This is a genomic window from Roseinatronobacter alkalisoli (genome assembly GCF_028745735.1).
In the GTDB taxonomy this organism is placed as follows: Bacteria; Pseudomonadota; Alphaproteobacteria; order Rhodobacterales; family Rhodobacteraceae; genus Roseinatronobacter; species Roseinatronobacter alkalisoli.
In genome coordinates this window covers 1-21,718 of sequence record NZ_JAQZSM010000038.1, presented here as the reverse complement: position 1 = coordinate 21,718, position 21,718 = coordinate 1, and the positions used below count along the sequence as shown (strand labels likewise).

Genomic DNA, 21,718 nt, shown 5'->3' with positions numbered 1-21,718 from the left:
AATCCAGATCCGCATTGCCCTCATCAACCGCTTCAATGCGCTCGGCACCGCTGAGATCGTTCGCGTGGCCTGACGCCGACGGGGAGAGGGGCCATCATGCCTCAGGCATGAGTTGCGCAACAACGCCTCCAAATTCTCGGAACCAAACTCGTCCGGTGCACGGCGAAGTCGACCGATACTGTGCCTCTTGGTTTCTCCATCGCCAAACGTCGTCTCGACAAAAATGCTTACATCCATGGGGGGTCCCGCCTTGTTCCAAAACCTTACTCTACCACGCCGACCACCAAGTTTTGACCACTCCCCCGCGAATCCGCAGAATCTGATTTATGAGGGTACAGTGACATGGATGCTCTCTCCTTTTGTGATGCCTTCAACAAACATCACCTTGGCATATTGTGATGCCGTCGGGAGGGGGCATCCATGCCATCAACAGAGCCCCTTCAGCGCATCGCGCAGATTGGGGTCGGCATAGCCAACAAGCGCAAGATGCTTATTCGCACTTCCTACCCGCCGGCACCCCGGACCGCAACCTGACCGGACGTGATTCTGACCGCAGAAATTGCTGATAGGGGCCTTCAGGAAGCAACAAGAAAGAACACACATGACAGGAGAATATCTACGACTTTAGTTTAACATTAATAAAATGCTATTTACAAAAGATCAATTTATGTGTTGGTTCGCTTTCATGAACACACTGCCTTCACCCATGTCACCAATGCGCACCTCGTTGCGTGAACTGGCAAAAGCCCGTCTAGCCACCATGCCCGAAATCGACGTCCTGATTTTGGGTGGTGGTGTAAACGGTGTCGCGACCCTGCGGGAACTTGCGCTGAACGGCCTGTCATGCGCGCTTCTGGAAACCAATGATTTCTGCGCTGGTGCCAGCAGCGCTTCCAGCCGCATGGCGCATGGTGGATTGCGCTATCTGGAGGGGCGTGAATTCGGGCTGGTTGCGGAATCTGCCAGAGAGCGCAACCGGCTGATTGCTCATGCCGGACATCTGGTAAAGCCACTGGAGATCGTCGTTCCACTACGCAATCTGGTTGCGGGCTTTCCCGGTTCTGTCGCGCGTTTTCTGGGATTGTCAAACAAGAGCGGACCATTGTCACTCGCGGCGCTTGTAGGGGCGCTGCGTCTGTATGAAGCTTACGGGCGAAAAGAGCATCCGCTTCCCGCTCACAAGATGATTTTGCGCAAGACCCGTTTCCCGCAGGGCCTGCATCCCGGCACCCGTGCGCTTGTGACGTATTGTGATGGTCAGATCACCCAGCCTGAAGGGCTGATGTTTGAGATGATCGCAGAATCAATGTCGCAGGGCGCGAAGGTCGCCGCGCTGAACCATGTTTCCTGGCAACGAGATGGTTCAAGCTTTCAGGTTCACGACGTTTTCGGAAAAGAGGTGTTCCGCATCACGCCAAAGCTTGTCGTAAATGCAACCGGCGCATGGATTGACCATGTGAATGCGCAACTCGGGGGCAGGACATCCTATCTGCGGGGGGTCAAGGGGGCGCATATTGTCCTTAACAACCCTGCATTAAGTACACGGATGGATGGAAGGGCATTCTATTTCGATGACGGCACAGGACGCATGATTATCACTTTGCCCGTCGGCCGGAATGTGCTGGTGGGCACCACTGAGGTAGACACATCCGAGCCGGAAGACCGCAGCATTTCCGAGGACGAGATTGGCTACCTGCTCCGCGCGATCGATGGGCTTTTTTCTGATATAGCGGTGACCGGGGATCAGATTATCTCCATGACCACAGGTATTCGCCCGCTGCGGCGTAGTTCCGGTTCTGCAACCAGTGCTGCCCGTGACCATGTTATTCAGGAAGATCAGTTCGCCGATCTGCCCGTCCCTGTGCTATCTTTGGTGGGTGGAAAATGGACGACTTTTCGCGCCTTTGCCGAGAGTGCTGGCGACAGGATATTCAGGGAACTTGGGCGCGAGCGCAGCAACTCCACCGCCGCACGCCAGTACCCTGGTGCCGCGCGCTGCACACCACAGGACATCATCGCCCAGACCGGTATCACGCAGGACGTGGCAGACAGGCTTGTTCAGCGCTATGGCGCGCTGGCGCGCGATGTTGCGCCACTATGCACAGGCGAAGGCGCCGCTGCGCTTGCCGGGGCACCGGATTATTGCCGCGGCGAGATGATCTGGGCCATCCGCGCGCGTGGTGCAATGCGGCTTGAGGATCTGGCCTTGCGCCGTTCTCGTCTGACATTCGGGCATGGGTTGCAACACGCAACACTGAAAGATCTGGCGGCGCTGTTGTATCAGGAAACCGGGCGTTCGGAACATGATCTCGCACAGGAAATCCAGACGGCACTGCGCGATCCGCGGCTGATGGGACAGCGCGCGCTCCGTAAGGAGTTGGCGGCATGAGCGATGATCTGCTAATTGCCATCGATGCGGGCGGCACCACTGTCAAAGTTGTGGCCTTTAACCTGAGAGGCATAGCTGTTGCCACTGAAACTGCTGCGGTAGAAACCATCCACCATGCTGATGGCAGGGCCGAACGCGAGGTGGAATCGTTCTGGAACGGCATCGTTCTGGCTTTGCGCCGGCTTATGACCGCTTGTGCAGGGCACAAAATCCTGGGTGTCGGCTGCACAGGTTTCGGCAACGGCATCTTTCTGGTCGATGATGCCGGTAACGGGACACGCGCAGGCATTGTTTCCGTTGACCACCGGGCGCAACCCCTCGTGGACGAACTGATGGCGACGAATCAGGCCGCCGGGATTTCGGCCATAACGGGCCATCGCATCTGGGGCGGGCAAACTCTGATGCAGTTGGCCCAGCTTGCCCGCACCGAACCCGCAGTTATGGCGCGTACCCGCTGGGCGCTGGCATGCAAGGATCTGATCCGCCTGCGTCTGACTGGCGCGGCATTTACCGACTCCACTGACGCCAGCGGCGGCGGCATGATGGACCTGCAATCAGGCGGCTATGCCCTGTCTGTCTTTGAGCAACTTGGCCTGAGCGCGCATGTGCACCGCCTGCCACCCATCGTTTACAGTGATGCGATTGCCGGGCACGTGTCGCGCCGTGCAGCCGAAGAAACCGGCCTGCCTGAAGGGACACCTGTTGCAGGGTCGATGATGGATGTCGCGGCCTGTACGCTGGGCGCGGGAAGTTTCAACGCAGCGTTTCTGACAATGATTGCAGGAACTTGGTCGATCAACTGTCTGGAAACCGGACCCACCGGAAACGAAGGCACGGGTGTGCCAATCCTCAATATGCTTTATCGCAGCGGCGGTAGCAGGCTTATCGCCGAAGGAAGCCCCAGTTCTGCGGCCAATCTGGGGTGGTTTCTGGACCATGTCATGCGTGGCCAACTCTCTGTCAGTGCTGCCAATGAACTGGTTGCCGCCTGCCCTGTCACAACGCGGCGCTGTCAGTTCCTTCCCTACATTTTCGGCCCCGAACCTCGGCGCGGTGGATTTGTGGACATGTCGGCGGCTGACAATCTTGGCACGATGTTACTTGCCATCTACGAAGGCGTTGTGTTTCAGGCCCGGCGTCACGCCGACGAAGCAGTGGCCCTTGCTGGTCGCCCCTTTCCGCCAACGATCCGTCTTGCTGGCGGCGGCGCAAAGTCTCCGGTCTGGGCACAGATTTTCGCCAATATCTGCCAGCGCCCCGTTGAGGCAGTGCGCGCGCCCGAGGTGGGCGCATTGGGGGCCGCAATCTGTGCAGCCGTCGCCTGTGGCGCCTATGGCGATCTTGCTGAAGCGTCAAGCCAGATGACCGGCGCGGCGCGGCGCTACACGCCTGATCCGGCGCTGGCCGATTTCTATGATGACAGATTCAAGAAGTTCCGCCTGCTGGACGAAGGTATCGCGGCACAATTGAAGACGACCGCCCCCTGAGGCGGAAAGGGCACAATCAGTAATCAAGGGAGGAAGATCAATGCAAGTTAAGACTTTTCTATTGGGAACAGTGTTTTGTACGCTGGCCGTGCAAGCACACGCACAGGACGAAATGGCCTGCAAGGGGCAAGTGTCATCACTCAACGTGATCGGACAAGGTATGCCCGCCGTCACCGAGCTGAGCAATCGGCTATCGGAATTCAACGCGAAATGGGACACCGAGGTCAGGATCACCCTGCTTGGCGAAAACGAACGTCGCGCACGGGCGCGGCTCGATGCTTCAACCGGGGCAGGATCTTATCATGTAATGTATGTCGATGAGGCAAATCTGGCCGAATATGTTTCGGCCGGGTGGGTGTATCCTCTGGCGGATGTGGTCCCCGAAAGCTACGATCTAGCAGATTTCCGCACGGATCTGCGCAATGTGGCCACAATCGACGGGACGCAATATTTCGCGCCCTTCGTCGGCGGCGGCGATGTGATGATGTATCGTAAGGATCTGCTGGAAGAAGCCGGGCTGGAAGTGCCGCGCACGCTGGATGACATGGTCGCGGCGATCAAGTTGCTGGATGCGGCCGATAACAGGGCGCATGGCTGGGCCGCACGGGGGCAGCGCGGTTCGGGGATGAATGTGTGGCGTTGGACTCCCTTCTTCCGCGCCTTGGGCGGCGAATGGATCGATGACGGAATGCCTGCGTTCAATAGTCCTGCAGGGGTTGCAGCGACCGAACTTTACAAAGACCTGATGGCTTATGCCCCGCCGGGCATTGCGACGTTCAACTGGTCAGATTCGGTCGAGGCATTCCGCAGCGGACAAGTGGCGATCCTGATCGAATCCGATGTATTCGGCCCATGGATGGAAGACGTCGCAAAATCCAGCGTCGTTGGCAAGGTGGGCTATGCACCACCCCCCGATCCGCTACCTTCGGCAGGTTGGGCGCATGGCTGGGCGGTATCGACGGTCGGCGCCGCTGAAGGCTGCATACAGGTTGTGGCAGGTGATTTCGTCGGCTGGGCAACATCCAAAGAAATGGAACAGCAACGCCTGGAGGCCGGTATCGCATCAGATATCGGACGCGTATCGACGCTGCAAAGCGATGCGTTCAAGGCATTGGTGCCGCAGGAATATATCGACGCACTGCTTGAAACCGGACCGAAAACAGACCTGCTGATCATGGCCAGCCCGGTCTGGCCTGAGATCGGCGACACGTTGGGACTTGCGCTTGAAGAAATTTTCGCAGGCACTCGCACCGATGTTCAGGCTGTGCTTGATGAGGCGGCGTTCTTTGCCGAAGACAGCCTTGCAGGGCTGAAATAGCGTAGCCTTCACGTTCCGGTGCGCAGAAACAGCTGGCGCACCGGACATCACTTCTCATGAAGGATAGAGCATGACCCGGAAACGGTTCGTCACCCTGACCCTCATCCCGGCGATCGGCCTGTTGGCGACGCTGGCGCTTGTATCGATAGCCGGGGCCATATGGTTCTCGGTCATGAACCGGACATTGCGATCGGCAGACTATGAATTCGTCGGGCTTCATAACTTTCTGCGTCTTTTGCGCGACCGGCGTTTCTTCAATGCGCTGGAAAATTCGATCATCTGGGAAGCCATCACTGTTATCGGGACGCTGACCCTTGCCGTGTTACTGGCCGTGCTGATCTTCGAGACCGTGAAGAAACCACTATGGCGCAACCTGATCTGTTTTGCTTTTCTTGTGCCCGTATTGCTGCCACGGGTCGCCGCAGCCTTCATCTGGCGCTTTCTCTATTCACCATCTCTTGGTGTTATCAATTACCTATGCGGGCTGGTCGGAATCGGCCCCGTAGAATTTCTCGCCAACCCATCCCTGGCGCTGATTTCGGTTGCGGTGGTAGACATCTGGCAATGGGGGCTGTTCTTCACAGTTATCTTGCTGAAACTTCTGGAAACTTTGCCACGCGAACCTATCGAGGCGGCGAAACTGGACAGCGCCCGGACCTGGGAAATCCACGCCTATGTCACATTGCCGATGCTCAAGGGACCGTTGATTTCACTGACACTGGTTAAAGCGGTGGAAAGCTTGCGATCGTTTGACCTTATCTTCGTCATGACAGGCGGCGGACCGGGAACTGCAACCGAAACACTGGATCTTTATGCATATCAGATGGGGATCAATATGGGGGGGCGCATTTCATATGCTTCTGCCATGTCGGTTTTGTTGCTGATTGTGACCACAATGGCCTTCGTTATAATCTGGAAAGCGGGGAAGAAATGGACAAACTGATTTCCTCCGTTGCTGTCCGGGCGCTGCTGGCGTTTCTGCTCCTGGTGGCGTTGGGGCCAATCCTTTGGACGGTGCTGAGCGCATTTAAAGACCTGCGCGATATTGTGACCCCGGTACCAAAGATTCTTTTCACACCAACGCTGGACAATTTCGCGACCATCCTGCGCAATCCCACTATCCGCGACGGTCTATTGAATTCTGCTGTCGTGGTATCTGCGGCGGTACTGGTCGGCGCGGTGCTGGGCATTCCTGCAGCACACACGTTGGCGCGCTACGCCCGCAAATGGGGCGATGACGTACAGTTTTTCGTGCTGTCCCTGCGCTTCATGCCGCCAGTCGCAATCGCACTGCCATTTATCGTGCTTTATCTGGATCTTGGCATCTATGACACGCTTTTTGGCCTTGTCCTAGTCTATCTCATCACGACAGTATCAACCATCATCTGGCTCGCTGTTCCGGCCTTTGAACGGGTCCCCCGCGAGATAGAGGAAGCCGCTGCAATGGAGGGCTGCGGTCCTGCCGAAATATTCTGGCGCTTTTCGCTGCCAGTAGCAGCCCCTTCGCTTTTCGGAGCCCTCGTCTTTACCTTCGTACTGGTCTGGAACGAACTTTTGCTTGCTTTGACGCTGGCCGCCCAGAAAGCCACTTTGCCGGTAGTAGCAGCATCCATAACCTCACTTGGTAAAGAGGTGCCCTGGGGCGTGATCAACGCGGCCACAGTGGTGCTTGTCTTGCCACCGCTTGTATTCATTGGCCTGCTGATGGGCCTTCTGAACTCCATGGTCCGAAGCGGCCCGAAATAGGACACTTCAATGGCGAATATTACCTGCAAGAACATCGTGAAATCCTACGGTGCCCATCCGGTGATTGAGGGGCTGAACCTCGAAATTTCGGATCGCGAATTCGTGGTCTTCCTCGGCCCCTCAGGTTGCGGGAAATCAACCATGCTGCGCATGATCGCGGGCCTGGAAGAGGTAAGTGCCGGGCACATCGCCATTGGCGGCACTGACGTTACTGATCTGCCGCCGGGCGAACGCGGCGTGGCAATGGTGTTTCAGAGCTACGCTCTATACCCGCACATGACCGTGGCGGACAACATAACTTTCGGCCTGCGCCGTCAGGGCAACAGCCGCGCTGAAATCGCGCCGCGCCTGAAACAAGTCGCAGATCTTCTCGGGTTAACGCCATTTCTTGAACGGCGCCCCAAGAACCTTTCAGGCGGACAGCAGCAGCGCGTCGCCATGGCGCGCGCCATGATAAAGACACCCAAAGTGTTCCTTTTCGACGAACCACTGTCCAATCTCGACGCCAAACTGCGCGAGAAGCTGCGCACCGAAATCCGCAAAATTCACATGCAACTGAAGACCACGACGATCTTCGTGACACATGACCAGCTTGAAGCAATGACTATTGCCGACCGCATCGTGCTGATGCGTGATGGGCAAATCGAGCAGATGGGCACGCCGGACGAAATCTTTGAACGCCCCAGATCGCGTTTCGTGGCTGATTTTATAGGCACACCGGCAATGAACTTTGTCCGCGCCGAAATCCGGGCAGGCGATGAACTCTGCGCCAGCGGTGGAGGTCTGACGTTAACGCTTTCGCCACACAGTTTTCCTGATCTGGTAGCGGGTCAGAAGGTGGAACTTGGCCTGCGTCCTGCGCGCATGGAACTGTGCGGGCAAAATAGCCACAACGCCATCCACGGAACCGTGGTTCTGGTTGAAAACATGGGCGCCGAGGGGCAAGTCATCACAAATGTCGCGGGAGCGGAAGTGTCTTTTGTGACCAAGGATTTCCGTAGCCTTTCCCCCGGGGATCCTGTGACTTTCTCCATCGCACCTGATCATATTCACGTCTTCGACCCGGAAACGGGGCGAAGCCTGCGCAAGGACTGACAGAATGACCGGAACACGTTATGCTGGCAAACTCGCCCGTTTGCGCGCAGGTAGTTATCGAAAAGGCGATTTCATGATCGCTGATGCCAAGGATTCAGACGTTACCGGCGGTGTGCATGCAACAGGTGCCGCGCGCGCCGCCGATGGCCGCCCTGTCGGCCCGCGCACGCGCCCGGAATTTCTGAAGCAAATCCGCACCGTAATCGACCAGGATGTGGTCGATATCATGCTGACTTCGGCAGGCAATCTTGAGGCACTGCACCAAAGCCGTGCGTTTGACGGGCGTGCCATCCAGCCTGCCTTTCGCGGCAACGAAACTACCTGTGTGTGGGGTAATATTCGCGGTGGCAGCTATGCAGCCACCCCCTCGCGCCCATTCAGAGGGGCCGATCTGGACTTCGCACCGGGAAATCTGTGCCTGTATTCGGTGACGTTTAACAACGACACAGAGTCTGATGCCCGCGCCCTTGAAGCCTACGCCACTTTCCGCCGCGAGGCACGCACAGCGCGTGTGAAGCACTTTCTGGAAGTGTTCAATCCCAATCGTGCTGACGCGGTTGCAGGAAATGATCTTGGTGCCTTCGTCACCGACAGTATTATCCGCTTGCTGGCCAGCCTGACCACAGCGGAACGCCCGGAGTTTCTGAAGGTCAATTACAACGGGCCAGAGGCACTGCAGCAGCTTGCCCGACACGACCCCTCAATGGTGATCGGTGTGCTTGGTGGTGCGGGCGCAACCCATCGCGACACGTTCGAGTTGATCGCCCAATCCGAACGGCACGGTGCGCGGATCGCGCTTTTCGGGCGCAAGATCAATCAGGCCGAAGATCAATGTTGCCTGATTGCATGGATGCGCCGTGTCGCAGATTCCGAGGTCACCCCTGAAGAAGCTGTGCGCGGCTATCATGCCGACCTTGCCAGGTCAAAGAAAATATCTGATCGTTCCCTTGACGAAGACCTGCAGGTTACTGCTGATGTCTTGCGCCACGACATTACCCGCAACACCGTCTGACCGGAACTGAATTGCGGCCAAAGAAGAGAGACTTTCGATGGTTCGAGCTAATCACCCCTCTGATAAGATCGTCGCCGAAGTCGCATGGCTTTACTATATCAAGGGATTGAATCAGGCCGAGATAGCGACGCGCATGGGCATGTCCCGACCCACTGTTGTTACTTATCTTCGGCTTGCCAGAGAACGCCAGATCGTCGGTGTAAAAATTCAGGGCACGCATTTTCGCATCAATGATCTGGCCGACAGACTTTGCGAAAGGTACGGGCTGGAAAGTGCCTTGGTCATCCCGGACGAACCCAACGAAGCCGATACCGCGCTGCAAGTCTGCGAGGCCGCAGCCCAGTTCCTGCCGGATTTCGTGAAGTCAGGCGATACGCTTGGGGTCAGCTGGGGGCAGACCGTGTCGTTCGTCTCAGAGCGCGTTCCATGGTGGCCGGTTGAAGGGCTGGTCGTGCGTCAACTTATCGGTTCGTTGGCCAACCCCCTGCTGCCCACCTGCGAAAGCTGCACCACCGAGATCGCCAGACGCTTGTCTGCGCATTGCGTCAATCTGAATGCTCCGGCGGTCTGCACCGCAGCCGATCTTGCGGATCGCCTGCGCGCCGAGCCGATCATCGCCGAGCAGATTGACCTGCTGAGCGACTGTAACAAGGCCATTTTTTCCTTGAGTCCCTGCACATTTGACACGCATGTTGTCCAGTTCAATCTGGCAACAGAGCAGGATATTTCAGATTATGCCGCCAAAGGCGCAGTTGGCATCATCATTGGCCGGTTCATTGACAAATATGGTACCCCGCTCATCGGTGAACTTGACCAACGGATGATCGGGGCCGACCTTGCGGCACTGCGCAAGATGGAAGGGTTGCTGGTCGTTTCGGGCCTCTCCAAGCTTGATGCCACCCGGGCGGCTTTGACAGGTGGCTATGCCATGCATGTCGCGCTGGACGCCCCTCTGGCAGAGGCACTGCTGCGCGACGCGGGATCGGCATGAGCCGACCGAAGGGTAGCGACTAGGTGTGCGAGGGGGTGGGCGAAACTGGTTCTTTCGCAGGCTATACCCGTGAAATGACCGCATGAATGCACGAGGCACAGACCACCGCACCCAGCGGACAACAACTTGGCAATGCCGTTCTGTCCTGTCTGGTTGTCAGCCGTGACATTGCCCATCGCGTCATGCGTATAGCTGCGGCTGCCACCCGCGCCCAGAGCGATCGACTGGAGCCGGTTGTTGCCCGCCGGGTAGGAATATGTATCACTCACCGGCCCGCCGCCGGTATCGAGACTTTCCAGGGTCCGGTTGCCAACCCCGTCATAGAGCCAGGCCAGTTCACCCCATGGCCCCTCGGCCGAGGCCAGTTGCTGGCGCGGCGAATAGGTGTAACCCTCATCATTGGCGTAGATGAGATTATCGGTCACACTGAGCAGATCGTCGCGTAGCGTCCAGGCATAGCTGACATCGCGCAGATCCACGCTTGCGAGTACATCCTGTTGCGCGGTCAGCCGGTAGGACAGATCATAGCCTGCCGTGAACGCCCCGCCATCACCATAACTCGCACCCAGCAACTCGCCGAAGGGGACATAGGCGATGTCCTCGATCACCACCTGCGGCGGCAAAAGTGTGCTGGTCAGCGGGTCGATCCCTTCCCATTCCAGGGCCAGAAGCGCGCCATTGTCGTCGTAGCTCAAATTCAGCTGCCCGCCGCTGGGATAGGTGATCCGACTGATCTCGCCTCGGACGAAGTAGTCATAGCTGACCTCGTAGCTCACACCGTCGAGGATGCGGGTTTCTGATGCGATATCCCCGGTCTGGGGCGAGAACTCGAACCCGGTCTCCCCTGCTTTATCTTCGACCGCTGCAAGGCGGGCGAAATTCCAGGACGCTCCTGACGCGGTGTGGTAGGTATAGGTCTGGTCGAGCGCCGGTTGGCTGGGAAAGGTCAGGCTGACGATGCGGCCACTGTTGTCATAGGCATAATTGCTGACCGTCCCACGCCCGTCTGTCACGGACGTGACCAGACCGCGCAGATCGTAGCTGTAGTTCCAGGTGCCGCGATCAGGGCTGGTCTCCTGCACCACCTCGCCAAAACCATTATAGGCGAAAGTGGTGACCAGTTCCCGTTCGTCCTCATAGGCGGTCAGGTTGTCGCCGTCGTCATAGGCATAGGCAGTAACGAAACTCTCCCGGTCCGTCATCTCGGCCAGCCGAAGCAGCGGATCGTAGTCAAAGCTGGTGGTGAAGTTCAGCGGATCGCTGACCTCGCTGAGCAGATCCTCGACGTCATGGGAATAGTTGTTGACCTGACCCAAGGCGCCGAGGCCTTGCAACAGCCGACCAAGCTCGTCAAAACTGGCCTGCTGCAGGAAGGTGGTCGCCGATGCCGCATTGGAGAAGCGGGTTTCGGTAACGTTGTTCATCGCATCATAGGAGAAACTGATCGTCTCACCTGCGGGGGCCTCGATCGCGACCAACCTGCGGGCCAGATCGTATTCAAAGGACCAGGTGCGGTTGCGCGCATCGGTGGCGCTGAGCATCTGCCCGGCCAGATCGTAGGTGAAGCTGAGAGTTTCAGAATGGGTCGTATCGGGTTCGAATTCAGCCTCGATCAACCGGCCCTGACTGTCATAGGCGAGACGCCACATGAAACCGTGGACATCACAGATGTAGCTCGGCAGACCCTGTTCGTTGTATTCGAGAATTTCGATAAGAAGGCCGTTCGGGTCGATGATGTCTGTCAGCCTGCCTTCCGGTGTGTAGACCAGTGTGGTCACATCCTCCACCGTGCCGGTGCCCGGCCCGTCAATGCTGGTCAGCACCTGCAACCCCGAGGCAAGGGTTGTATAATCATAGCTCCAGGTGCGGGTGTCGTTGAAGTTCGGGCTGCCGGTCAGAACATCGGTCTGCGAATATGAGCTGAGCTGTCCGCTGGAATCATAGGTGAATGCTTCTTCCATCATTTCGGTGGCGCGCGTCAGCGGCAGACGCAGTGTGCTGTGCCAGGTCCAGGTCGTAACTCGCGGATTTGTGCCAGTGGCATCCTCAGTCTGGGTCAGGACCAGACCCCTCGCGTCCCGCTCATATTCGGTGACGGACCCGTTGCGGTTGGTCGCCTCATAGACATAGCCTTCGGGTGCGCCGGTATTGGGTGTGTAGTTGAAGGTCTGCTCGGTCGGAAGGCAGTAAGTAAGTGGTTGCCTCCCCTTCGATCTGTGTGACGCGCGGCTGTCCTCCGATCATGCTGAAAGAGTAGGTTGTATCCAACCCAAGCGGGTTTGTTACAACGCTGGTGGAACTTGTCGGCCGGGAGATCGCATAATCCCCAACACTATCGGGATGCGATGTTCCGATGGCACGGGGCATGACCGAGCTGGTCGAATTCGCGTATTGGAAGGTGGTGTAGTCGAAGTCCAGCCCGCCAGGCCCTTCGCGCCCGTCCGAAACACCCCTGCCATCCGCCCCATCACACCACGGTGCGTAACCGGTTGGGAAGGGTAGCCACGGGGCTCGAGAAAAGTCGAAGGGCATCAGGCGATCCCGTTGAAGCCGCGCCCAAAGGTGGTTTGACAGTTTTTCTGGACGGTGCGCATATCCGCTGTCGACCGGAGTATCAGCAGCGACACTTGGATCTTGTGGTCGGCAAGATTGAAAGTCGCAATATGTGCCGACGATTTGGCTTGGTCGCCAATGCGACGGCATCACCAGGCAGCCGTATGCGAGAAGAGCTGTCAGACTTTGGATGGAAGCAGGGCCGTCTGTTGACGGTAATCTCTGACGGCGAGCTTGCTCTCCCGAACCTCATACGGAATGCCATCGGTGGCGACGGCCAAGTGAAGCATATCCTCGACTGGTGGCACATCTCGATGCGCATTCGGCATGTCGAGGCCGCCGTTCAGGGTCTGGTCCAGATACCGGGATTCACTGGAATTCCGGTGCTGTTCCAGCGCCCCGCGAAAAGCCTCCGCTGGTGGCTTTGGCATGGCAGAGCACGGATCGCGGAAACTTATCTGAAGGGGCTCATGCACGATAGCACCCGCCTTGCGGAAGAACCTCTGGCTGTCCGCACCGCTGCCGCTCGTGTGCAGGCCCGATGCGAGACACTATACACCTATCTCGCAAACAACATGGAATCCCTCGTCGACTATGGCCGGCGGTACCGTAACGGGCTGCCCATCTCGTCATCTCGTGCCGAAGGATCAGTCGATGACATTGCCAATGCCCGCATGGGAAAGCGCAGAAGGATGCGGTGGTCGCCCAAAGGGGCTCACCGAGTAGCCGTCACAAGGGCCGCAGTTCTCGATGGTCGGCTGACCGTCGCAAACAGAAAACGCGCCGCATGACCACCATGTTCCGTCCACTCCCCATTCAAGCATCAGACACCTGAAATGGTCAGAAACTGTTGATATTCCGCATCATCAATCGTTACGGTATGTTCCGGTGCAGGATACGCGCCGCTGTTCACATCCCGCCTGAACGCACCGAATGCGCTGACCCGCTTTTGCTGCAACTGCGCATATTCGGTGGCGAAATCTGCATAGGTCTTTGCGTGACGGGGTTTGTGCCCGCGCGTGCAGCCCAGCACGTCTTCGGCAAAAAGATACTGCGCATCCGCACCGGAGCCGGCCCCCATGCCCAACGTAACAAGCGATGTCCGGCGTGATATTTCTGCTGCCACGCGGTCGGGGACAACTTCCAGTTCGGCCCCGAAGGCCCCGACAGCTTCCAAGGCCTGCACATTTTGCCAGACCGCAAGCGCTGTTTCCGCCGTCTTGCCAACAGCCCTGAAACCGCCGGTCCAGGTGGCCTTGGACGGTACAAGCCCGACATGGCCGACGACCGGAATACCATCATCGGCCAATGCCTTGACCGTACCAAGGGAGGACGCGCAATAAACGCAATCACCGCCAAGCTGCATCGCGGCATGTGCCGCGCGCTGATAGTCTTCCTGCGTGATTAATTGCCCGTAAAGCAGCCCGACCTGCACGAAACAATTTCCGGCAGCCGCACGCATTTCAGGGGTCCAGAGGGGTGCGATGATGGACAACATGTCGATCCCGGCTTCTGCAGCTGCAGAAGCTTCCTCGACAGTTTCGACATACAGCATGGTCAGTTGGCGTTTACCCTTCAGTGCCCGAATATCGACCACTGTCGGTCGTTTGGATATAAAGGTCATGGAGCCATCCTTTTTGTTCACGCAGCCTTGGCGCACTTCAGCAGGAATTTGAGGTTGTGCGTGCAGTCGCTGAGCACCTCGGAGCTAGAAGAGACGCCCGCTTCAATCAGCCGCTCGGCAAGTGCGATATCCTTTGCCGCGCTGCGGCCAGTCCCCAGACCCGCGGCCCCGATGAGACGTCCGTCCGCGTCAAGCCAGAACAAGATATCATTGTCAGGTGAAATTGTGCGTCTTGCAGAAGGTGCGCCTGAGACATCGCCGACAACCTGCAAGCCCAGATCATACTGGTCCGACCAGAACCACGGCAGGGCCGAGAATCGTGCTTCTGCACCGGCGAGGTTGCGCCCAGCAAGATCACCTTGATCGCGAGCATTGCGCCAGGTTTCAAACCGTTGAATAGTACCATCTGGTCTGCGTAAAGCGGCACAGTCCCCCGCTGCGAAAATATCCGGCGCCGAACTGCGTAACTGGTCATCGACGCAGATACCATTGTTGCAGTCGAGGCCCGCCTGCCGCGCCAGTTCCGTCTCCGGCGTCACACCGATGGCTGCGATGATCAGGTCCGCAGGCAAGCATTCACCCCCGGCAAGCAGGATATGATCAGAGGCGATTGCATCAATTTGACAATTGAAACGAAAATTCACTCCCTCGGCACGGTGTCGCAGGACCAGCCTGTTTGCCAGGATTTCAGGGACCGCGCGGCCTAGTGCCCTTGGACCTAGCTCCAGCACGCAGGCGCTCATGCCGAGCTTGCGTAAACTCGCGGCCAGTTCAAGCCCGATCAAACCCGCACCAATTATGACCGCAGATTTACCCGTAACAGCCTTCGAGAAGATGGCCCGTGCATCCTCATAGCTGCGCAGAACCTGCGCATGTTCGCTGCCAATACAATCCAGCAGGCGCGGGCTCGCCCCTGTTGCGAGAAGCAAGCGCGTATAGCTGGCATCGCTACCATCTGATAGTGACAGCCGACTGGTTTCAGGACTGATGGCTGTCACTGCGATATTCTGGCGATATTCGATTCCAGCTTTGTCCAGAGTATCCTCAGTGCAGATCGCGCGCCGAACTACAGCACCTGCATCCGACTTGGACAGGGGCGGCCGCTCATAAGGCATACCACCCTCTTGCCCGAACAGCGTAATGGCCCCCTCAAAGCCAGCCTCGCGCGCACTGAGCGCAGCGCGCGTTCCACACTCGCCCGCGCCAACAATCACAATACCCGTCATCGGTCAGACCTCGATCAGGACGCGCCCGCCCTCGGTCCTGACCGGATATGTATTCAGGTTCACGCAGGCCGGTGCACGCTTCGCCTCACCCGTGCGATAGTCGAAAGTGGCATTGTGTTTGGGACATTCGATCTCATAGTCCATCACCAGCCCGTCAGCGAGATGCACTTGTTCATGAGTGCAGAGGCCATCAGTGCAGAAAAATTCGTCATCGGGGCTGCGGTAGATCGCAAAGGTCCGCCCATCATGATCGAAACGGATCAGGTCTTCAGTTTCTATGTCATCAGTGGCGCAGGCATCAATCCAAGGCATAAGTCTCTCCTCCCAAAGAAAGTGTCATTCAGCAGCGGTTCCCAATGCCGCATGATGGAAATCTTCACGATAAGGCTTTGCAGTGGCGGGCAGATCGCGTTTCAGAAAGAAATCTTCGTTCTTCAGCTGCCGCCGCAGCGCGGGCCACATTTCCGCGAACGCCTGTGCAATCGAGGAATTAGGCAATGGAAGGTCATGCTTCACTGCTTCATGCAATTCGGGGAGTCGGTGATAGGGCACCATCGGAAACATGTGATGTTCGACATGATAATTCATGTTCCAGTAGATGAAGCGGCTGATCGGATTCATGTAGACTGTCCGTGAATTTAACCGGTGGTCGATCACATTATCCGCCAACCCGCCATGCTGCAGAAGTCCCGTCATCACATGGTGCCACGCGCCGTATAGTCTCGGTAGTCCGATCACCATCAGCGGCAGGATCGATCCCATGGCAAATGCCAGTGCGATGACCGATGCATAGATTACCACCCAGATGCGCGCTACGCGGATAACCTTGTGCTGTTCTGCCTCAGGAATGTAGGATGCCTCTTCGGGGTGTACTCGGCCAGTGGCGTTGTAAAGCATACGGATCCAACCATTCCATGCATCGACCAGACCGAAGAAGTTCGCGATCAGCCGAGCAAATTCGGGCGGGCGCATAATAGCGATTTCCGGATCGCGACCGACAATGATCGTATCGGTATGATGGCGGGTATGACTCCAGCGCCATGCATGCGGATTGCGGACCATGCAGAAGCTCGCGATCTGATAAATCACATCGTTCATCCAGCGGGTCTTGAAAGCGGTCCCATGGCTGCACTCATGCCAGCGCGAATCCATCGCGGATCCATAAAGCACGCCGTAGGCCAGCCAAAAAGGTAGCGACCATATCGATGGCCAAAGCGCGATACCAATGCCAGCGAGCGCCACCATCGATCCGAAGAGAATGATTGTGTCACGAATGGCAGGGCCATCGTCGCGACGCATGAGGTCTTTCATCTGCTTCCTGGGAATGTCCGTGTGATACCATTCCGCTGCAGCAAGTCCGGTCTCGACCGCACGTTTGGCATCCGCGCCCAACATGGAATAATCTCTGTGTGCCATAGGCTCCTCCAAACCCGAATCTCAAAATCAGATTATCGCGTTCAGACCAAAGCTCCAGAATTCCAGCTTGCAGATACCTCAAATTGCCTCAATCATGAGGAGGCAAATGAGGTGAATAAATCATGTCCCGCAATCCGACACTTGCCGACCTGGCCCGAGCAGCAGGAGTAAGCTTGGCCACAATCGATCGCGCGCTTCACTCACGAGGCAATGTGTCAGCTAGAAGCCTCTTGCGAATCCAGGAAGCGGCTGCGGAGATCGGCTTTCGGGATTTCCGCATTCAGCCAGCTCCGAAGTCACTCCGCTCGGTTCGGTTAGGTTTCGTGCTGCATAAAGGCGGGCAGGAGTTCTACCGCAACCTGACACGCGCCCTTGAGGACGCGTGCAAATCCCGCGACGATTTTGCCATCACACCAGAATTTAGATACGCTGCATCTCAAGCACCTGACGATTTTTGCGCCGAATTGGCGGCTCTTGGTGAGACCTGTGCAGCCTTGGCCACTTCGGCAGTTACACATGCGAAAGTAGCCCGTTTTGGTGCAAAATTGATCCAACAAGGACTGCCGCTCTTCGCGCTCCTCAACGATTTCGGCCGCGAAGCACATCTAGGCTATTTCGGGCTTGATAATCTACGCGTAGGCCGGATTGCAGGTTGGATGATGGCGCAACGATTGCAGCAAGGGGGACGTGCGGCGGTGTTCGTCGGGGGCAATCGGTGGCATGGACACGCCTTGCGTGAGACCGGGTTTCGCAGTGCCTTGCGGGAGTATGCTCCCTTAGTCACGGTCTTGGACACACTTGTTAATCTTGAGACCCGACAAGTGACCTATGAAGCAACGCTCAACTTGCTCGACACTCATTCCGACCTGCGTGGAATTTACGTTGCGGGGGGCGGCATGGAGGGAGCCATTGCAGCGCTGCGGGAAGTGCGACCACCGAATAAGGTAGCGTTGATTGTGAATGAGCTCACACTAGAAAGCCGCGCAGCCTTACAAGACCGCTATGCATTGATGGCTATCGCAACGCCTATTGCGAATCTGGCCGAAGCGCTTGTCGACAAGATGCTGCTGGCTGCGCAAACAAGAGAGCATGCACAAGGTCGAGCATTCTTGTTCGATCCGATGATATGGGTTCCAGAGTCTGTCTAAGAACAATTACGCCGCTCAGAAACTTTAAATAGTGCCACTAACTGCTCCGATACTGAAAACATCAATGGGACGGGGACTGCGCTTACGAACAACCGGCGCGAAGCACAGGCCATCATCGTCTGGAACCGCCGGAAGGACGAGCTTGCCGCGCCGCGCACGACCACGCCACTCTGACAGGTGATTGGCCCGCAACCCGTATCGACGCGCAACCTCATTCACCGTGGCCCCCGGTTCCAGCGTCTCTGCCACAATCCGTGCTTTCACCTCATCCGGCCAGCGCCGCTGACCGTTCGAGCGGATATCTACCCCATAGCCACGGAGAAACTCATCCGTAGTCGCCATCGCGAAACTCCATCCCGATTTCCATCAGGCGGGAGATCGCAGCTCAGGGCAAAACCTGGAAGGTGGGTGTCAGAACACGCTTACGCCGAGACAGCGCGTCGCCATGATATTGGTCGAACGCTGCTGGTGCGCTGGCGGCGTCAGTATCGCAACGGCGAACTTGCGGGCGATGCATCACCGTTGCGGTTCATGCCGGTAATACTCACGCCCCCTGATGTGCCAACGGAACCACCTGCGCCGAAGCCGACGCCTGCGTCGCCTTCGGTCGAGCGGGCAGAGATCACGCTTCTGAACGGCAGGCGCCTTTCGGTCGCGGCGACAATCGATCCGGTGGCGCTGACGCGCCTTGTGCAGGCGCTGGATCCGGCATGATCGCGTTGCCGGCTGGCACCAAGGTCTGGATCGCGGGCGGAGTGACGGACATGCGGCGTTATGCGGCGGCCCTGATTATGTGGAGTCCCGAACGACCCTGTCAAAGATCGCTTAGAAACCGGCAGGTCTTTACTCAGCATAATTTGAGTGGCGTGTCTCCTTCAACATGGCAATGAGCTTGTCTGGCGGCGAGAACGTACCCGGCTGCTGGGTTGGGGAACTTGCTGCCACCAAGGCTTCGAGCTTGTCGGTTGGACATGAAGGAGGCGAAGATCCGGCTCATGGAGAGGATGCTCGGTAAGCATCCTGCGAGGGCCGTGGTCACGCGGCCTTGACGGCTTCCTGCTTGGCCTTCCAGTTCCATGGGTGCAACTCGGGCAAGCGTGACACGGTGATGTTCGGCATACAGGCCAGGACATCGGCCATCCAGGCCTGCGGGTCGATGTCGTTCATCTTGCAACTGATGATGAGTGTATACATTAAGGCCGCGCGTTCGCCGCCGCGTTCAGACCCCGCAAAGAGCCATGATTTTCTGCCCAATGCGATGCCTCGCAGGGCGCGTTCGGCGGCGTTGTTGGTCAGGCAGATGCGCCCATCATCGAGGAAAGCGGTGAAGGCGCCCCACCGCTCGCCTTTGGGCGGTATCAGATAGTCGATGGCCTTGGCGACGCTGTTGTGTTTCGACATTCGCGCGCGCTCTTCCAGAAGCCAGGTATGCAGTTCCTCGACCAGCCGCCGGGATCGCGCCTGCCGCACGGCAAGGCGGGCATCTGCATCCATACCATTGATCTCGCGCTCGATATCGAAGATCGCGTCAATCCGTTTCACCGCCTCCAGTGCGACGGGCGAGATGTCATGGGCGGGCTTGTTCTTGCGCACGTTGCCCGCGATGTCGGCCAGCTCAAAAAATTTGCGCCGCGCGTGGCTCCAGCAGAGCGCGCTGCGCGCAGGGCCGGGGCTGCGGTCAGCCAGATACAGATCGTTATAGCCGCTATAGGCATCGGCCTGCAAAACGCCCTGCCAGCCTGCGAGATGCTTGTTGGGGTGGATCATCTGGCGATCGCGCGAGAACTTGAACAGGGCAGCAGGCGGCGTGCCGCCATCCCACGGTCGGTCATCGCGCACATAAGTCCACAGCCGCGCAGTCTTGGTGCCGCCGCGTGCCAGAAGCGGCACCGTCGTATCATCGCCATGCAGGCGCGCCCCTTCCAGCACGTGACGCTCGATCAGTGCATAGATCGGGGCCAGCGCCACACAGGCATGGCCGATCAGATCAGCCAGAGTCGACAGGCTGAGATCAATGCCTTCGCGCGCAATGCGCTCGGATTGCCGGTTCAGCGGCTGATGCTGTCCGTATTTGTCGAAAGCGATCATGGCAATCAACTGTGGCCCAGCCCATCCACGCGGAATGGCGTGGAACGGGGCCGGTGGTTGGCTGATCTTCTCGCATGCCCTGCAAGTAAACTTCTCGCGGACGGTCTGGATCACCTTCCACTGGCGCGGGATGACCTCCAGCGTCTCGGTGATATCCTCGCCCATCTTCACGATCCGGTCCGAGCCGCAGCAGGTGCAGCTGGTCGGGGCCTCGATTACCACACGCTCGCGCGGCAGATGCTCGGGGAAGGGTTTGCGCACAGGCTTGCGCCGCGTGAAGGCGCGCACGGTGCCGGTCTTATCCTGCGCCGCTGCCTGTTCAGCCGCCAACGCATCCTCAGTGGCGGCAGCTTCTAATTCCTCAAGCTGCAACTCCAGCTGATCAATCAGTCGCGCGCGACGTTCCGAGGAAATGCCGTATTTGTCACGCCGCAGCTTTGCGATCTCCAGCTTCAATTCCTGGATCATCGCTTCCGTGCAGGAGGCAAGGGCGCGGGCCCGGCTGTCCCGGAGCACCCCTCAACCCGATCTGGCGCGAAATTTTCCGGAAGACCCCACTGACTGTGTCATAGCGCGGCGGAGTACCTTCGTTGGATAAAAACAGTGCGTTAGTCTCCGCCCCGATGATTGCTAAACGAGCGGAGAGATAACGATCGATTGCTGCACGGGTCGTACTGTGGATCGGAACAAGCCTTCTCTTCTTGAACTTGGTGCTGGCGATGACCAGTCCGTCTTCGGTGACATCGCCAAGTCGTAAAGCCAGAGCTTCGGATATCCGCATTCCGGTCGCGGCGAGCAACCCAAACAATGTGTAATAAGTAAGCGGTCGAAGCGTGCCGATCGGACCAAGCGAAGCCGCCGCGACCATAAGGGCCTCAATCTCGTCAGCCGAATAGATATATGGCTGCTTTCGTCGAAATAACCCTCGACCCAACGCGTCAGCCGCTGGCACTTCATGGCCGGGATCTTCGGCGTGCATCGCGATCGCGAACCGGCGCACCGTTAGCAGCCGGTTGCGTCGTTGTTCGGGAGAAGGTGCTTGGATTGCCCATGCGATGACACGATCGCTTTTGATCATACTGTCGCCGTGACGCTCAGCGTAGGACACGAATATGCGCAGCAAGAGCCGTTGTGTTCGGAATTTGAAACCCATCGTCTCGTGAAGCGCGACGTAGCGCGAAAGATCGTCGGTCAGCATGACACTTCTCCCGGCCACGGTTGCGCGATCCGCTCCAGCATGGTGATATCGGCTTTGGCGTATAGGACCGTGGTTTCCACGGACTTGTGTCGCAAAAGCGCGCCAACCGACTGTAAAGTGGCACCGCTTCGGAGCAGGTGCGTGGCTGCTGAATGGCGTAGCAAGTTCGCACCGCGTGATGGCGGATCCTCAATGCCAGCACGCGTCAAAGCATGAGAAACGATCTGAGAAATAGACGGAGAACCACAAAACGGCCGAAATGGCGCGGTTGCTGTCAGGAACATGCGGTCGTCATCAACAGCTGGCCGAGCGTCATTCAGATAGCATAGAACAGCATCGCCAGCATCCTGCGGTAGAGGCAAAAGAGACTCGGATCGTCCCTTGCCCTTGACCCGCAGGGTTCCCGAACGCCAATCGATGTCCTGGA

Annotated in this window: 20 protein-coding genes and 1 pseudogene; 11 read left to right on the top strand and 10 right to left on the bottom strand. The window is 57.9% G+C overall.

The window, feature by feature from the left end; translation table 11 throughout:
* The coding region (locus tag PUT78_RS21015) for a hypothetical protein (RefSeq protein ID WP_420793539.1) at positions 1-237 on the bottom strand (237 nt) is incomplete at its 3' end.
* Positions 238-685: 448 nt separating this feature from the next.
* Here PUT78_RS21015 and PUT78_RS21010 point away from each other — a divergent pair.
* From PUT78_RS21010 to PUT78_RS20975, 8 genes are all read left to right on the top strand, one after another.
* Complete coding sequence (locus PUT78_RS21010) at positions 686-2,389, top strand: glycerol-3-phosphate dehydrogenase/oxidase (protein ID WP_274354212.1); 1,704 nt, start codon at positions 686-688, stop codon at positions 2,387-2,389.
* Complete coding sequence (locus PUT78_RS21005) at positions 2,386-3,876, top strand: FGGY-family carbohydrate kinase (protein ID WP_274354211.1); 1,491 nt, start codon at positions 2,386-2,388, stop codon at positions 3,874-3,876. The genes PUT78_RS21010 and PUT78_RS21005 overlap by 4 nt, the downstream gene beginning before the upstream one ends.
* 40 nt (positions 3,877-3,916) lie before the next feature.
* The gene (locus tag PUT78_RS21000; RefSeq protein WP_274354210.1) at positions 3,917-5,194 is read left to right on the top strand and encodes an ABC transporter substrate-binding protein; all 1,278 of its coding nucleotides are present in this window, start codon (positions 3,917-3,919) and stop codon (positions 5,192-5,194) included.
* Between the two features lie 70 nt (positions 5,195-5,264).
* Positions 5,265-6,137: a carbohydrate ABC transporter permease gene (locus PUT78_RS20995; protein WP_274354209.1), complete on the top strand. Its 873-nt coding sequence runs from the start codon at positions 5,265-5,267 to the stop codon at positions 6,135-6,137.
* A complete protein-coding gene (locus PUT78_RS20990; protein ID WP_274354208.1) occupies positions 6,125-6,940 on the top strand; it encodes a carbohydrate ABC transporter permease in 816 nt (271 codons plus the stop codon). The genes PUT78_RS20995 and PUT78_RS20990 overlap by 13 nt, the downstream gene beginning before the upstream one ends.
* Positions 6,941-6,949: 9 nt before the next feature.
* Positions 6,950-8,035: an ABC transporter ATP-binding protein gene (locus PUT78_RS20985; RefSeq protein WP_274354207.1), complete on the top strand. Its 1,086-nt coding sequence runs from the start codon at positions 6,950-6,952 to the stop codon at positions 8,033-8,035.
* Between the two features lie 4 nt (positions 8,036-8,039).
* Positions 8,040-9,047, top strand: coding sequence for a hypothetical protein (locus PUT78_RS20980; protein WP_274354206.1), 1,008 nt, complete (start codon positions 8,040-8,042; stop codon positions 9,045-9,047).
* Between the two features lie 37 nt (positions 9,048-9,084).
* Complete coding sequence (locus PUT78_RS20975; protein WP_274354205.1) at positions 9,085-10,038, top strand: sugar-binding transcriptional regulator; 954 nt, start codon at positions 9,085-9,087, stop codon at positions 10,036-10,038.
* Here the strand turns inward: PUT78_RS20975 and PUT78_RS20970 are convergent.
* On the bottom strand, positions 9,969-12,002 hold the full coding sequence (locus PUT78_RS20970; RefSeq protein WP_274354204.1) for an RHS repeat domain-containing protein: 2,034 nt from the start codon (positions 12,000-12,002) through the stop codon (positions 9,969-9,971). The two genes, PUT78_RS20975 and PUT78_RS20970, sit on opposite strands and share 70 nt — an antisense overlap.
* A gap of 426 nt (positions 12,003-12,428) precedes the next feature.
* Here PUT78_RS20970 and PUT78_RS20965 point away from each other — a divergent pair, with 426 nt between their 5' ends.
* Entirely contained in the window at positions 12,429-13,382 is a 954-nt protein-coding gene (locus tag PUT78_RS20965) for an ISKra4 family transposase (RefSeq protein ID WP_274354215.1), read from the top strand.
* Positions 13,383-13,414: 32 nt separating this feature from the next.
* On the opposite strand, the gene PUT78_RS20960 is transcribed toward PUT78_RS20965, so the two are convergent.
* Genes PUT78_RS20960 through PUT78_RS20945 form a run of 4 tightly spaced genes read right to left on the bottom strand, consistent with a single transcriptional unit; the run spans position 13,415 to position 16,836 of the window.
* The gene (locus PUT78_RS20960) at positions 13,415-14,215 is read right to left on the bottom strand and encodes a 3-methyl-2-oxobutanoate hydroxymethyltransferase (RefSeq protein ID WP_274354203.1); all 801 of its coding nucleotides are present in this window, start codon (positions 14,213-14,215) and stop codon (positions 13,415-13,417) included.
* 17 nt (positions 14,216-14,232) lie between these two features.
* On the bottom strand, positions 14,233-15,441 hold the full coding sequence (locus PUT78_RS20955) for an NAD(P)/FAD-dependent oxidoreductase (RefSeq protein ID WP_274354202.1): 1,209 nt from the start codon (positions 15,439-15,441) through the stop codon (positions 14,233-14,235).
* A 3-nt stretch (positions 15,442-15,444) separates the two neighbouring features.
* Entirely contained in the window at positions 15,445-15,753 is a 309-nt protein-coding gene (locus tag PUT78_RS20950) for a MocE family 2Fe-2S type ferredoxin (protein WP_274354201.1), read from the bottom strand.
* A 24-nt stretch (positions 15,754-15,777) separates the two neighbouring features.
* Entirely contained in the window at positions 15,778-16,836 is a 1,059-nt protein-coding gene (locus PUT78_RS20945; protein ID WP_274354214.1) for a fatty acid desaturase family protein, read from the bottom strand.
* Positions 16,837-16,979: 143 nt separating this feature from the next.
* Between PUT78_RS20945 and PUT78_RS20940 the strand changes: the two genes are divergently transcribed.
* Positions 16,980-18,005 carry a LacI family DNA-binding transcriptional regulator gene (locus PUT78_RS20940; RefSeq protein ID WP_274354200.1) on the top strand — a complete coding sequence of 342 codons (1,026 nt, stop codon included), beginning with the start codon at positions 16,980-16,982 and terminating at the stop codon, positions 18,003-18,005.
* 24 nt (positions 18,006-18,029) lie between these two features.
* Here PUT78_RS20940 and PUT78_RS20935 read toward each other — a convergent pair whose 3' ends face one another.
* On the bottom strand, positions 18,030-18,347 hold the full coding sequence (locus PUT78_RS20935; protein ID WP_274354199.1) for a transposase: 318 nt from the start codon (positions 18,345-18,347) through the stop codon (positions 18,030-18,032).
* Positions 18,348-18,413: 66 nt separating this feature from the next.
* On the opposite strand from PUT78_RS20935, the gene PUT78_RS20930 reads away from it, so the two are divergent.
* Complete coding sequence (locus tag PUT78_RS20930; protein ID WP_274354198.1) at positions 18,414-18,719, top strand: transposase; 306 nt, start codon at positions 18,414-18,416, stop codon at positions 18,717-18,719.
* Between the two features lie 321 nt (positions 18,720-19,040).
* On the opposite strand, the pseudogene tnpC reads toward PUT78_RS20930, so the two are convergent.
* The 3 genes and pseudogenes from tnpC to PUT78_RS20915 all read right to left on the bottom strand — a co-directional run.
* A pseudogene (gene tnpC, locus PUT78_RS20925) lies at positions 19,041-20,597 on the bottom strand (IS66 family transposase); the annotation flags it as partial.
* A complete protein-coding gene (locus tag PUT78_RS20920; protein WP_274354213.1) occupies positions 20,518-21,072 on the bottom strand; it encodes a tyrosine-type recombinase/integrase in 555 nt (184 codons plus the stop codon). The pseudogene tnpC and the gene PUT78_RS20920, both read right to left, overlap by 80 nt.
* A 212-nt stretch (positions 21,073-21,284) precedes the next feature.
* Positions 21,285-21,718, bottom strand: a 434-nt coding sequence (locus PUT78_RS20915; RefSeq protein WP_274354197.1) for a tyrosine-type recombinase/integrase, incomplete at its 5' end; no start/stop codon positions are given.